This is a genomic window from Xanthobacter aminoxidans (genome assembly GCF_023571765.1).
GTDB lineage: Bacteria > Pseudomonadota > Alphaproteobacteria > Rhizobiales > Xanthobacteraceae > Xanthobacter > Xanthobacter aminoxidans.
Window position 1 is genome coordinate 178,538 of sequence record NZ_JAMJXC010000003.1, and the last position, 13,331, is coordinate 191,868.

A 13,331-nucleotide genomic window follows, 5' to 3' on the forward strand; every position below is an offset into this window, starting at 1 on the left:
TTTTAGGCGTATTGCCGGATTGCAGAACGGAACTGCGGAAGAATTTCGATAGCGTCGAGTATGTGGGATGCGCGAATGACCTTTTCGGCTCCAAGCTGACGAGCCATTTTGAGGACGCGCACAACGCCATCGGCATGGAATTTGGCGCCTATGGCCCTCAAAAGGCGGTAGGCATCCATGCCCTCCGTCCCGAAGGCGCTGGCGAGAAGGTCTGCGTCATCCTCAAGAATGGATTCGATCGGCTCTCGGAAAGTGACGCGGCGACTGATTTGGGCGAATGCCCCGTGATCGGTGTTAACTCGTTTCAGAACTTCGTTGTTTCCGCAGAAAACGAAGGAGATATTGCCGCCATCCTCGACGCTCATATGCAGAAGCTGACGCAACGATTTGAGCGGAAGATTTTGAGCTTCATCGAGAATTACGATGTGGGGGCTCGATGGCGGCATTTCACTGTCTTGACTGCTCCAGAGTGGCACGTTGAACTTGAGCAGCCGGTGCTCAAGATCTGAGATGCTGCCGCCGCCGTAGAGCCCGACCTGCAGGCACATCTCTTCCAACAATGACCGCAGCGACCCCGCGAGGATGGGCGTGATTGTGAACATCGCCGTCAGCGGATGGCTTTCCTTGTAGGCATTGAGCGCGACCGTCTTGCCGACCCCCGGCACGCCGATGATGGCCGCGTTCGTTTCCATCCGGCGCGCGAGGTCGATCGTCCGGCTCACACGCTGGGCTACGGACGTTTCGACGAAGAACTTCATGCTCGGCCTCCCATGATCCTCTTGTGCGCCGCCTCCAACTGGGCCGTCCGCTCCCTGTGTTCGCGTTCCTTTTGCGAGTGAATGCGTGCTTGCCTCTCTTCCGGTAGCTCGGCGAGGCCTTGGGCGATCTCGGCGGCGGTGGTGGAAATAGACAGGGTGGCGGCGATCGGAGCCGGAGCGGCCGGCGGCAGTGTCGCCGCAAGGCGCATCACCTCGGCAGTTGTGTCCACGTCCGGCGCGATCTGATCGAGCTGACGAATGGCGCTCTTATGCAAGCGGTCTCGGCGCGAGGATTCGCGTGCGCCGGCACGGTCCAAAAGAGCATAATCCCGCTCCGGATGAGCGAAGCCGAAGACGTTACCCTTTTCGTCCAGGAGCGGCAGGATCGAGGGCGACTCGAATTTCGGAACCAGGATCGAAACGCGCGCTGACAGGTAGGTGGTGAGTTCGTCGCAGGTCCACCGTTGGCCGCCGAATGAGATGCAGCCCTGTCGAACCTCTCGGTTCTGGGTGGTGGCAAAGACGGTGTGGAGCTGGCGGGCATCCACGTCGATTCTCTGCCAGCCTCCGGCGAGGGCCTCATTGTAGGCCGCGCGGGGCGACCGCCCCTTCAGCGCACCTTTCTGGGGCAGGCTTTCGTAAACCGCCAGAGATCCCGCGATGATCGCGCGTAGATCGTCCAGCGTGCCGGAGAATGGCTCGGTAGGCCGGCCTACCTTGGCCGTCGTCTTGTTCATCCGGTCCCCGCCAACCCATCCTTGGATGGTTCGGAAATACCGTTGCTCCAAAACACCGAAGAGCCCCTCGATGGGCTTTGCCTGAGCGTTGTAGGGACGGGCCCTCGTAACGTGGGATGAATCATCTCCACCGATGACCATCACTCGCTCAACCAGCTTCATGGCGTCGTCCATGAAGTCGGCCCAGAGGTATTCTTTTCCATTATCAAAATAGAGCCCGCGTGGGACGCCCCATGCTGGATCCTGCGTCATCGCAACGAAGCTGCGAATCAGGTCCGCGTTGCGGACGTTTTTCCCCTTTTCGAGAAGCACGAGGTCGAAGCGCACTCGGTTTGTCGCGGAATCTTGCCACGCGATGGCCTTAGGCCAAGCCTCGGTGCCATCTTCGCGTCGCATGACGATATCGAGGTGATGCACGTCTCCGAAGACGGTATCCATCGGGGCAAGGCCGTCGCGGGTGCGCCGCACGCGCGGCCGCGCGTCCTCATGGGCTTTGCGGTCTTTGTTGAAGATCGCGACTTTTCGGAAGGTGGCTTCCGCTTCAATGAAGCGGCGTGGGACCGCGAGGGCGGCGGCGGGCGGCCGGTCCCATCCCGCCAGGGCGGAGAGGACGCGCAGCTTGTCGCTGGCGAGGGCGCCGATGATCTTGGCTGAGGCGCCGTCTTTATAGAGCCCTCGGATGTGCTGGCGCAGTTCGTGGGCGATCCGCTCTTTCTGTGGCAGATCTAACGGTGCTGCCGTGTCCCACGGCTTGGATATGACGACGCGGCGGGTGTTTTTGTCGCGCCGGGCCTGAGGGCAGAGGCCGGCCGCCCCATGCAGCTCATAGGCCGCCAATTTCCGTTCGACCGTCTTGCGGGATGGCTGGAATGGCCGTCCCTGCCAATCCACGTGCGTGCGGCCAATGATATCGGCGACCGCAGCACCGCGCTCGCGGGAGAACTTGGGCTGGGCGGCGGCGGGCGCGAGCACGATGCTCCACCAGTTGCGTTCGTCCCGTGCCGTGGAGAGGTCGGAAAGAGGTCTCTCATAGGCCCCTGAGAGCACTCTCAGCCGCTCTTGAAGGTCAGGCGGCAGGGAGGAGACGAGAACCTCGTAGCAGAGGCCTGAGCGACCGCCCCGCCCCCGAACCGTGCGAACCACTAGGGTGGCACCGCGCCACAAGGATACCGGATCGCGATGGACACGTTGCAAAGCTCGATGAGCTTTTTGGCGCGAGATGCCGGCAATGGCTGCCAAGTCACAGGTATCCAGCCAAGCCATAATCATGCGTCGCTGGATCGAAGTTCAGGCTTTATCCCGAGTGCCACAGCGATGCGATGTGACACCCCTCTCTTTGCTTTCAACTGGCCGTTGAGCACCGCATAGACGGTCCGAGGTGAAAAGCCGCGGTCGCGTGCCCATTCTCTGACCGATATCCCCTCCGCCTCAAATCTTGCCTTGCGCTGTTCCAACGTGCTTCTCATTGGCTAAAGCCTGCGAATTTGTGTTCGCATTATGCCAACTTATGGTGCGCGATTTGTCAACAGATAATGATATCGGATCGCCTGACGTCGCCCACGAGCTCGCCAGCCATGGGGTGACAGCGGATGTGGTTCTGAATCGCGTAGTTGAGCGTCTGTCTCTAAAGACGGACACCGATTTGGCGCGCGTGCTGGGTGTATCGAAAACGACTATATCGACTTGGCGAAGGCGCAATAAGATACCGTATGAAAATCTACTAGTGCTTCACTATCGCGGAGTAGTCGATTTCGTATATGCGATACTTGGTGTTTCGCTCGATAACCATCTAGATAACCTTTTGGTCGTCGAGGAGGCTGAAGCGGAGCAGCAGGCGGAGTTCTTTCGCAAGGTACGGCTGGGTATGGAGCGGCTGAAAAAGCAGCGGAAAGACCCGATGTAGGGTTACCAATTGGGTTACCAATCTATTCAGCCGTCGTCACAGTTTGACAAACGGGTCCCCAAAAAGCTGAGCAAAATCATAATGCTCCGCATTTGGTTGTCGATCTTTGATCCCGTTGGTCCGCCGTTGCTGATTTGGGAACCCCAACTTTGATGCGTTTGCAACGCTTTGCGGGGAAAAGATCGACAGAGAGTGGCGGGGAGCTGGAACCGCAAGAACGACAAAGAGCGTTTTCGCCCCCAGCGCTTCCACCACACGTCGGGGACAAAAGAGAACATATTGCGAACGGAGAACAAAAAGGGTACAAGCATAACGTTCTTAATTCCCCTTGCACCCGCACCGGAGCGCGGCGATGACTCAGGCGACACTCCGACTCGTCGAAGGTTCTTCCATGGACAAGACCAAGGCGCTGGATGCCGCGCTCTCGCAGATCGAGCGGCATTTCGGCAAGGGCTCCATCATGCGGCTCGGCAAGGGCGGGAAAGCCCTTGAGATTGAGAGCATTCCCACCGGTTCGCTGGGGCTCGACATCGCACTGGGCATCGGCGGCCTGCCCAAGGGACGCGTCGTGGAGATCTACGGGCCCGAATCCTCGGGCAAGACCACGCTTGCGCTTCACACGATCGCCGAATCGCAGAAGCGCGGGGGCACCTGCGCCTTCATCGACGCCGAGCACGCGCTGGACCCGATCTATGCCCGCAAGCTGGGCGTGAACCTCGACGACCTGCTTATCTCCCAGCCCGACGCCGGCGAGCAGGCGCTGGAGATCGCCGACACGCTGGTGCGCTCCGGCGCGGTCGACGTGCTGGTGGTCGATTCGGTGGCGGCCCTCACCCCCCGGGCCGAACTCGACGGCGAGATGGGCGACAACCAGCCGGGCCTTCAGGCCCGCCTCATGAGCCAGGCGCTGCGCAAGCTCACGGCCTCCATCTCCAAGTCCAACACCATGGTCATCTTCATCAACCAGATCCGGATGAAGATCGGCGTGATGTACGGCTCGCCGGAGACCACCACGGGTGGCAACGCGCTGAAGTTCTATGCCTCGATCCGCCTCGACATCCGCCGCATCGGCGCCATCAAGGAACGCGACGAGGTGGTGGGCAACCAGACCCGCGTGAAGGTGGTGAAGAACAAGCTGGCGCCGCCGTTCAAGCAGGTCGAGTTCGACATCATGTATGGCGAGGGCGTCTCCAAGACGGGCGAGTTGCTCGATCTCGGCGTCAAGGCTGGCGTGGTGGAGAAGTCCGGGGCCTGGTTCTCCCACGACAGCCAGCGCCTGGGACAGGGTCGCGAGAACGCCAAGACCTTCCTGAAGCAGAACCAGGAGATCGCCGGGCGCATCGAGGCCGCTATCCGCCAGAATGCCGGCCTCATCGCCGAGAAGATCCTCGCCGGCGATCCGGAGGAGGACGCCGAAGGGTCCGCCGCTGACGCCTGATGCGCCGGGCGCGGACGTCGCCTTGACGGATTTCGGTGCGGGCGGGGGCCGGATGGTCTCCGCCCGTTTCGTCTTGCGCCCTCGCGTTTCTGGACAAGCGGCGGGCCCATCGTTAAACGAACCCGGTTCCGCCGGCCGCGTCGGTCGAGGGAACCGCGCGACACCCGAGGGATGGCCCCAAGCTCGGCCCGAGGCGCTGGCGCGCGCAGCGATCACCAGAGCCGGCCGCCGCAAGGCCCGGCCTCCGAGGGACAGTGCCGGCACATGAGCGGCGTCAACGAGATCCGGTCGAGCTTCATCGACTACTTCGTCAAGGAGGGCCACGAGGCCGTCGCCTCGTCGCCCCTCGTGCCGCATAACGACCCCACGCTCATGTTCACCAATGCGGGCATGGTGCAGTTCAAGAACGTCTTCACCGGCGTCGAGAAGCGGCCCTATTCGCGGGCGGCGACGTCGCAGAAGTGCGTCAGGGCCGGCGGCAAGCACAACGACCTCGACAATGTGGGCTACACGGCGCGGCACCACACCTTCTTCGAGATGCTCGGCAATTTCTCGTTCGGCGACTATTTCAAGGATCGCGCGATCGAGCTCGCCTGGAACCTCGTGACCCGCACCTTCGATTTGCCGAAGGACCGCCTGCTCGTCACCGTCTACAGCGAGGACGAGGAAGCCTACGGCCTGTGGAAGAAGATCGCCGGCCTGTCCGACGACCGCATCATCCGCATCGCGTCCTCGGACAATTTCTGGTCCATGGGCGACACTGGCCCGTGCGGCCCCTGCTCGGAAATCTTCTTCGACCACGGCCCGCACATTTTCGGTGGCCCGCCCGGCTCGGCGGACCAGGACGGCGACCGCTTCATCGAGATCTGGAATCTCGTGTTCATGCAGTACGAGCAGCTGCCGGGCGGCGAGCGCGTCGGCCTGCCGCGGCCGTCCATCGACACCGGCATGGGCCTCGAGCGCATCTCGGCCGTGCTGCAGGGCACGCATGACAATTACGAGACCGACCTCATGCGCGCCCTCATCGCCGAGGTCGCGGAATTCACCGGCGTCGATCCCGAAGGGCCGCAGAAGGCCAGCCACCGGGTGATCGCCGATCACCTGCGCGCGTCTGTCTTCCTCACCGCCGACGGCGTGCTGCCCTCCAACGAGGGGCGCGGCTACGTCCTGCGCCGCATCATGCGCCGCGCCATGCGCCACGCGCAGCTGCTCGGCGCCAAGGACCCGCTGATGCACCGCCTCGTGCCCATCCTGGTGCGCGAGATGGGCCGGGCCTATCCCGAGATCGTGCGCGCCGAGCCGCTGGCGGAAGAGACGCTGCTGCTGGAGGAGACGCGCTTCCGCCGCACGCTGGAGCGCGGGCTCTCCATCCTCGAGGAAGAGAGCCAGGGCCTCGTCTCCGGCGCGAGCTTCCCGGGTGAGGTGGCGTTCAAGCTCTACGACACCTACGGCTTCCCGCTCGATCTGACCCAGGACGCGCTGCGCGCCCGCGGCATCAGCGTCGACACCGACGCGTTCGACGCCGCCATGGCCCGCCAGAAGGCGGAAGCCCGTGCCAATTGGGCCGGCTCCGGCGAGGCAGCGACCGACACGCTGTGGTTTTCTGTTCGCGACAAGGTGGGCGCCACCGACTTCCTCGGCTACGACACCGAGAAGGCCGAAGGCGTTGTCACCGCGCTCGTGCGTGACGGCGCCGAGGTTGCGGCCCTCAATGCCGGCGAGACCGGCCTCGTGGTGCTCAACCAGACCCCCTTCTATGCCGAATCCGGCGGCCAGGTGGGCGACACCGGCCGCATGACCGGCGAGGGCGGTATCGTGGTGGAGGTCCGAGCCACCCAGAAGAAGCTGGGCGACCTGTTCCTGCACGATGTGAAGGTCGAGAGCGGCACGCTCAAGCCCGGCACCGTCCTCGTGCTGGAGGTCAATCACGACCGCCGTGCCGCGGTGCGCGCCAACCATTCCGCCACCCATCTCCTGCACGAGGCGCTCCGCCGGGTGCTCGGCGAGCATGTGGCGCAGAAGGGATCGCTGGTCGCTCCCGACCGCCTGCGCTTCGATTTCTCCCACCCCAAGCCCCTCAGCGAGGCCGAGGTGGCGGAAGTGGAGGAGATCGCCAACCGCTTCGTGCTGCGCAACGAGCCGGTGGAGACCCGCATCCTCGCGGTGGACGACGCCATCAAGTCCGGCGCCCGCGCGCTGTTCGGCGAGAAGTATGGCGATGAGGTGCGCGTCGTCTCCATGGGCACCGACGACGGCAACGGCGCGCCCTATTCGGTGGAGCTGTGCGGCGGCACCCATGTGAAGCGCACCGGCGACATCGGCCTCATCTCGGTGGTCTCTGAGGGCGCGGTGGCGTCCGGCGTCCGCCGCATCGAGGCGCTCACCGCCCGCTCGGCCCGCAAGCATCTCAACGGCGCCAACGCCGCGCTCATCGCCACCGCCTCCGCGCTCAAGGCGCCGGTGGCGGAGGTCGAGGCGCGTGTCGCCGCGCTGGTGGAGGAGCGGCGCAAGCTGGAGCGCGAGCTGGCCGAGACCCGCAAGAAGCTCGCCATGGGTGGCAACCAGGGCGCGGCCGACGCCGTGCGCACGGTCGGCGACATCAAGCTCCTGGCGCGGCAGGTGGAAGGCATCGAGATCAAGGATCTCAAGGGCCTCGTGGACGAGGGCAAGAAGCAGATCGGCTCGGGCGTGGTGGCCATCGTCGGCGTCACGTCCGATGGCAAGGCCGGCATCGTGGTGGGCGTCACCGCCGACCTCACCGCCCGCGTGGATGCCGTTGCGCTGGTGCGGCGGGGTGCGGAGGCGCTGGGCGGCAAGGGCGGCGGTGGCCGGCCCGACATGGCCCAGGCCGGCGGACCCGACGGCGACAAGGCGGACGCGGCCCTCTCCGCCATCGAGGCGGCCCTCGCGGGCTGAACGGCCGGGCGGTTCGCCGCCCCGCCGCAGCGCGGTGTCAAAGGACAGGACCGCCGACTAGCTGGGTTCCGAGACCATTCTCTGACGTATTGGGGGCTGATTTGATCCAGGCCTCTTGCGCAGCGTCAGTCATTCTTGCCACACAGGGAAGGGGCGCGGGCGAACGGTAGCGGAGTGGCGGGGCATTGAACGACAGCTTCCTCAAGGATGCGTTCGTCTATCTCCTCGCCGCCGGGGTGCTGGTGCCGCTCTTCCACCGCGCCCGTATCGGTGCCGTGGTGGGCTTCATCGCGGTGGGTGCGCTCTTGGGTCCCCACGGGCTCGGGCGCCTCGCCGATACGCTGCCGCTTGTGCGCTTCGTCACCATTTCCAGTCCCGAACGGGCGGCGCCGTTCGGCGAACTGGGCATCGTCTTCCTGCTGTTTCTGCTGGGGCTTGAATTCTCCACCGCACGCCTGTGGGCGCTGCGGCGGGAGGTGTTCGGCGTCGGCTGCCTGCAGGTGGTGTTTTGCGGTGTCCCGCTGGCGCTGGGTGCGGTGCTCATCGGATACCCGCCGGGTGTGGCGCTGGTGCTGGGCTCGGCGCTCGCTTTGTCGTCCACGGCGGTCGTGAGCCAGCTGCTCATCGATCAGCATCGCGCCCTTGCCCCGCTCGGCCAGCTCGTCATCGCCGTGCTGCTGTTTCAGGACCTGATGGTGGTGCCCATCCTCCTGGCGGCCGAGCTTCTCACCGGCAATGCGCCGGACGTGCTGACGCTGGCCGCCCTTGCGCTCGTCAAGGCGGTGGGCGCCGTCGCGCTGATTCTGGTGGCAGGGCGCTTCGTGCTGGCGCCTCTGGTCGCGGCGGCGGCTTCCACCCGGTCGCGCGATCTCATCATGGCGATCACGCTGGTGGTGGTGGTGGGTTCGGCCGCGATCACCCATCGGGCGGGCCTGTCCAGCGCGCTCGGGGCCTTCCTCGCCGGGATGCTGCTGTCGGAGACGGCCTACCGGCACCAGATTGAGGTGGATCTCGAGCCGTTCAAGGGCCTGCTCATCGGCGTGTTCTTCGTCACCGTGGGCATGAGCATCGATTTCGCCGTGGTGCTGCCACGGCTCGGCTGGGTGCTGGGCGGTGTCGCCTGCATCCTCGCCGTGAAGATCGTCTTCACCTATGCCGCCGGCCGCCTGATGAAAGTCGCGCCACCGGCGGCGGCGGAGGCGGCCGTGCTGCTGGCGCAGACGGGGGAATTCGCCCTCGTGGTGCTGGCGCTCCTGGCGGCGAACGGGGCGCTGCCGAGGGCCGATGCCGGCGTCCTTATCGCCATGGTCGGCCTCAGCCTCGCGGCAACGCCGTTCCTCGCGCGGCTGGGCCGGCGGCTTGGGCGGACGCTGGATGCCCGCCTCAACGACAACCTCGCCGCGCCTGCGCAGAGCAGCGCCGAGGGCCACGTGGTCATTGGTGGCTTCGGGCGGGTGGGCCGCATGGTGGCGGACGCGCTGGAGGAAGAGGGCGTCGCCTATGTGGCGCTCGACAACGATCCCCGCCGGGTGGCCGAGGCGCGGGGTGCCGGCCTGCCGGTCTATTTCGGCGATGCCGGGCGCGCGGAGATGCTGGCGCGTCTGGGCGCCGAGCGCGCGACCGTGTTCGTGGTGACACTCGATGCGCCCAATGCGGCCGAACGCATGGCGAGCGCCGTGCGCCAGCACTGGCCGTCGGCCGCCATCATCGCCCGTGCCAAGGATACCGAGCATGCCCACCGGCTCTCGGCGCTCGGGGTGGCGGGCGTGATACCGGAGGCGCAGGAAGCAAGCCTGCAACTCGCCGCCCGCCTCTTGACGCAGCTCGGTCTGCCGGACGAGGTGGTGGTGGCGCGCACCGAGCGCGCCCGGGCCCGCATCGAGACAGCGCTCGGTCGCGCGCGAAGCACAGGCGGGCAGGGGATTTGAGGACGAGATGAAGGAGCAATCGGCCCGGCGGCGTGTGTTCGACATCCTGGAGCGAGACCTTCCCGGCGACCGGACAGCGGATTTCGTCCACTATTTCCTGATCGGAACGGTGCTGCTGTCGGTGACGGGCGCGGTGCTGGCGACCGTGCAATCCCTGGAAATTCGCGATGCGTGGTGGTTCAGGGTCGGCGAGTTCTGCGGGCTGCTGATCTTCACGGTGGAATACGGGTTCCGGCTGTGGGTGGCACCGGAGCACCCGCTCCGGCGTGGCATGTCGAATACGCGCGCGCGGCTCAGCTACATGCTGACCGTGCCGGCGCTGATCGACCTCATCGCCATCCTGCCGTGGTTCGTGGCGCTGGCCACCGATTTCGATCCCCACGCCCTGCTGGTGCTGCGCCTCGTGCGCTTCCTAAAGCTGGCGCGCTATTCCTCCGGCTTCAATGCGCTCTATCTCGCCATCCGACGCGAGCGCTACGCGCTGCTCTCCTGCCTCATCATCCTGTGCTCGGGCGTGCTCATGTCGGCGACCGCCATGTACCTGACCGAGCGGAATGTGCAGCCGGACAAGTTCGGGTCCATCCCGCTCGCCATGTGGTGGTCCATCACCACCCTCACCACGGTGGGGTATGGCGACGTGGTGCCGGTGACCAATCTCGGCCGCGTCATCGGCGGCCTCACCATGATCTCCGGCCTGATGATGCTGGCGCTGCCCATCGCCATCATCGCCGGCTCCTTTGCCGAGGTGATCTCGAAGCACAATTTCGTCGTCACCTTCTCCATGATCGCGCGGCTGCCGCCCTTTTCCGATCTCGATGCGCCCGTGCTGGGCGACATCCTGCCCGTTCTGCATTCCCGCAGCTACGACCGCGGCCACCACGTGGTGCGGCGTGGCGAGGAGGCGGCGCACCTGTTTGTGGTGCTGGAGGGCAGGGTGGAGATGGAGAGTCCCGATGGTATCCGTTCGCTGGGGCCGGGCGAGGTGTTCGGGCTCCTGCCCGGTCACACGAAGCCCGATCCGGCGACGGTGCGGGCAGTGGCGAAGACCAAGATCCTCTCCATCGAGGAGAACGAGCTGTACATGCTCGCCTTGCGCCATCCTGACGTGATCGGCCGGCTCTCGGAACTGCATCCGGACGTGAAGCCCGAGACCGACGCCCCCGCCGCCTGACGCCTTCCCGCTAAAAAGAAAAGGGGCCGCGCGTGGCGACCCCTTCGGGATTGCGGCGGCAGCCTGGGCTGCCGCCAAATATCGTCTGCCTCAGGCCGCCATGGCCTTGGTGAGGTTCTCCGACACCTTGTCGAGGAAGCCGGTGGTGGAGAGCCACTTCTGGTCGGCGCCGACGAGGAGCGCGAGGTCCTTGGTCATGTCGCCGGCCTCGACCGTGTCCACGCACACCTTCTCCAGCGTCGCGGCGAACTTGGCGAGGTCCTCGTTGCCGTCGAGCTTGGCGCGATGGGCAAGGCCGCGGGTCCAGGCGAAGATGGAGGCGATGGAGTTGGTGGAGGTCTCCTTGCCCTTCTGGTGCTCGCGATAGTGGCGGGTGACGGTGCCGTGGGCGGCTTCCGCCTCCACCGTCTTGCCATCGGGCGTCATCAGCACGGAGGTCATCAGGCCGAGCGAGCCGAAGCCCTGGGCCACGATGTCGGACTGCACGTCGCCGTCATAGTTCTTGCAGGCCCACACATAGCCGCCGGACCACTTGAGGGCCGAGGCCACCATGTCGTCGATGAGGCGGTGCTCGTAGGTGAGGCCGCGCTTCTCGAACTCCGCCTTGAACTCGGCCTCGTAGACTTCCTGGAAGATATCCTTGAAGCGGCCGTCATAGGCCTTGAGGATCGTGTTCTTGGTGGAGAGGTAGACGGGATAGTTGCGCAGCAGGCCGTAGTTGAGCGAGGCGCGGGCGAACTCGCGGATCGACTCATCCAGGTTGTACATGGCCATGGCCACGCCGGCGCCGGGGAAGCTGTAGACTTCCTTCTCGATCTTCGTGCCGTCCTCGCCCACGAAGGAGATGGTCAGCTTGCCCTTGCCGGGCACCTTGAAGTCGGTGGCGCGATACTGGTCGCCGAAGGCGTGACGGCCGACGACGATGGGCTGGGTCCAGCCCGGCACCAGGCGCGGCACGTTCTTGCAGATGATGGGCTCGCGGAAGATCACGCCGCCGAGGATGTTGCGGATGGTGCCGTTGGGCGACTTCCACATTTCCTTGAGGTTGAATTCCTTCACGCGGGCCTCGTCCGGCGTGATGGTGGCGCACTTCACGCCCACGCCGTGCTTCTTGATGGCCTCGGCGGCGGCGATCGTGACCTGATCGTTGGTGGCGTCGCGGTTCTCGACGGAAAGGTCGTAATACTCGAGGTCGAGGTCGAGATAGGGGTGGATCAGCTTGTCCTTGATGTACTGCCAGATGATCCGGGTCATCTCGTCGCCGTCGAGCTCGACGACCGGATTTGCCACCTTGATCTTCGCCATGGGACGGCCTTTCGCGACTGCTCAATGAGCCTTGGTAAATCGGGGGAGGCGATGGCGGCGTTGCGGCGCCACCGGCCTCCGGCACGGGCCGCTATAGCACCGGTGCAGTGCGGCGCAAGACGGAAACCCGGCTAATGCCGTGAGATCGTTTCCCACGCCCGCCCGCTCTGGCGGTCGGGCCATCGGCATCTCCTGGCCCGTCTTTCGTCCGGGTATCGACACGTCCGGGCGCCGTATGCGACCAAGGCGCGGACAAGGAGACCACATGCCGGGTTCGGGTACCGACAGCACCAAGCCATGGACGGCGGGGGGGCCGCTCATCATCCTGGTGGAGCCGCAACTTGGGGACAACATCGGCTCGGCGGCGCGCGCCATGGGCAATTTCGGCCTGTCGCGCCTGCGCATCGTGAACCCGCGCCAGGGCTGGCCGAACGACCGGGCGCGCACCTTCGCCGCCGGAGCCGACCGCATCCTCGACGAGGCGCAGCTCTTCCCGGACCTGCGCGCGGCGCTGCATGACGTGAAGTTCGCCTTCGCCACCACCGCCCGCGAGCGTGGCATGGCGAAGCGGGTGCTCGGAGCAGATGAAGCCGTGGCCGAGGCCCGCAGCCGCATGGCCGCCGGCGAGGAGGTGGCGCTGGTGTTCGGCCGCGAGCGCACCGGCCTCTACACGGAGGAGGTATCTTTGTGTGATGCCATCCTCACCCTTCCGGTGAACCCGGCCTTCGCCTCCCTGAACCTCGCCACCTGCGTGGCCGTGGCGGGATATGAATGGTCCAAGGCGGAAAGCGGCGGCGCCCTGCCGTTCGCTCCGCCGGATCGCTCGCCGCTGGCCGACAAGGGCGATCTCTTCGCCTTCTTCGACCATCTGGAGACAGCGCTCCAGACCTCCGGCTTCTTCCGCTCGCCGGAGAAGGCGCCCTCCACCATCCGCAACCTGCGCAACATCTTCCACCGGCTAGGTCTCACCCGGCAGGATCTCGCCACCCTGCATGGCGCGGTGACGGCACTGGAGGAGGGCAGGGAAGGGCGCGAGGCGCGCAAGGCCGAGAACAACGCCCGCGCCGCCGCCCGCAAGGCCGGGAGCGGGACCACGGGGAGCGGCGAGGCCGACTGAGCCCCGCTTAAGCACAGACACCACAAACGAAAACGGGCGCCCCGAAGGGCGCCCGTTC

The 13,331-nt window shown here is 65.6% G+C and carries 10 protein-coding genes; 6 read left to right on the forward strand and 4 right to left on the reverse strand.

Features of this window, described 5'->3' with window-relative positions:
* Positions 1-2: 2 nt before the first annotated feature.
* From EJ105_RS06315 to EJ105_RS06325, 3 genes are read right to left on the reverse strand one after another with little or no spacing between them, the layout of a single operon-like run.
* A complete protein-coding gene (locus EJ105_RS06315) occupies positions 3-758 on the reverse strand; it encodes an AAA family ATPase (protein WP_250165672.1) in 756 nt (251 codons plus the stop codon).
* The gene (locus tag EJ105_RS06320; protein WP_250165673.1) at positions 755-2,758 is read right to left on the reverse strand and encodes a hypothetical protein; all 2,004 of its coding nucleotides are present in this window, start codon (positions 2,756-2,758) and stop codon (positions 755-757) included. Before EJ105_RS06320 ends, EJ105_RS06315 begins: the two co-directional genes overlap by 4 nt.
* A gap of 2 nt (positions 2,759-2,760) precedes the next feature.
* The gene (locus tag EJ105_RS06325; RefSeq protein WP_250165674.1) at positions 2,761-2,961 is read right to left on the reverse strand and encodes a DNA-binding protein; all 201 of its coding nucleotides are present in this window, start codon (positions 2,959-2,961) and stop codon (positions 2,761-2,763) included.
* Between EJ105_RS06325 and EJ105_RS06330 the strand changes: the two genes are divergently transcribed.
* The 5 genes from EJ105_RS06330 (at position 2,961) to EJ105_RS06350 (ending at position 10,851) form a co-directional block, all read left to right on the forward strand.
* On the forward strand, positions 2,961-3,398 hold the full coding sequence (locus EJ105_RS06330; RefSeq protein WP_250165675.1) for a helix-turn-helix domain-containing protein: 438 nt from the start codon (positions 2,961-2,963) through the stop codon (positions 3,396-3,398). The genes EJ105_RS06325 and EJ105_RS06330 overlap by 1 nt on opposite strands.
* A gap of 352 nt (positions 3,399-3,750) precedes the next feature.
* A complete protein-coding gene (gene recA / locus EJ105_RS06335; protein ID WP_029558818.1) occupies positions 3,751-4,836 on the forward strand; it encodes a recombinase RecA in 1,086 nt (361 codons plus the stop codon).
* Between the two features lie 264 nt (positions 4,837-5,100).
* Positions 5,101-7,752: an alanine--tRNA ligase gene (gene alaS, locus EJ105_RS06340; RefSeq protein WP_250165676.1), complete on the forward strand. Its 2,652-nt coding sequence runs from the start codon at positions 5,101-5,103 to the stop codon at positions 7,750-7,752.
* Between the two features lie 185 nt (positions 7,753-7,937).
* A complete protein-coding gene (locus tag EJ105_RS06345) occupies positions 7,938-9,680 on the forward strand; it encodes a cation:proton antiporter domain-containing protein (RefSeq protein ID WP_250165677.1) in 1,743 nt (580 codons plus the stop codon).
* Positions 9,681-9,687: 7 nt separating this feature from the next.
* Complete coding sequence (locus EJ105_RS06350) at positions 9,688-10,851, forward strand: cyclic nucleotide-gated ion channel (protein WP_081837746.1); 1,164 nt, start codon at positions 9,688-9,690, stop codon at positions 10,849-10,851.
* 90 nt (positions 10,852-10,941) lie between these two features.
* On the opposite strand, the gene EJ105_RS06355 is transcribed toward EJ105_RS06350, so the two are convergent.
* The gene (locus EJ105_RS06355) at positions 10,942-12,156 is read right to left on the reverse strand and encodes an NADP-dependent isocitrate dehydrogenase (RefSeq protein ID WP_029558814.1); all 1,215 of its coding nucleotides are present in this window, start codon (positions 12,154-12,156) and stop codon (positions 10,942-10,944) included.
* 265 nt (positions 12,157-12,421) lie between these two features.
* Between EJ105_RS06355 and EJ105_RS06360 the strand changes: the two genes are divergently transcribed.
* Positions 12,422-13,273 carry an RNA methyltransferase gene (locus tag EJ105_RS06360; RefSeq protein ID WP_250165678.1) on the forward strand — a complete coding sequence of 284 codons (852 nt, stop codon included), beginning with the start codon at positions 12,422-12,424 and terminating at the stop codon, positions 13,271-13,273.
* Positions 13,274-13,331 lie beyond the last annotated feature (58 nt).

Coding starts and splice junctions, on each gene's coding strand:
- EJ105_RS06350 (WP_081837746.1), top strand. CDS start 9,688: ATGAAGGAGCAATCGGCCCGGCGGCGTGTGTTCGACATCCTGGAGCGA.
- EJ105_RS06325 (WP_250165674.1), bottom strand. CDS start 2,961: ATGAGAAGCACGTTGGAACAGCGCAAGGCAAGATTTGAGGCGGAGGGG.
- EJ105_RS06355 (WP_029558814.1), bottom strand. CDS start 12,156: ATGGCGAAGATCAAGGTGGCAAATCCGGTCGTCGAGCTCGACGGCGAC.
- EJ105_RS06320 (WP_250165673.1), bottom strand. CDS start 2,758: ATGGCTTGGCTGGATACCTGTGACTTGGCAGCCATTGCCGGCATCTCG.
- EJ105_RS06360 (WP_250165678.1), top strand. CDS start 12,422: ATGCCGGGTTCGGGTACCGACAGCACCAAGCCATGGACGGCGGGGGGG.
- recA (WP_029558818.1), top strand. CDS start 3,751: ATGACTCAGGCGACACTCCGACTCGTCGAAGGTTCTTCCATGGACAAG.
- EJ105_RS06315 (WP_250165672.1), bottom strand. CDS start 758: ATGAAGTTCTTCGTCGAAACGTCCGTAGCCCAGCGTGTGAGCCGGACG.
- alaS (WP_250165676.1), top strand. CDS start 5,101: ATGAGCGGCGTCAACGAGATCCGGTCGAGCTTCATCGACTACTTCGTC.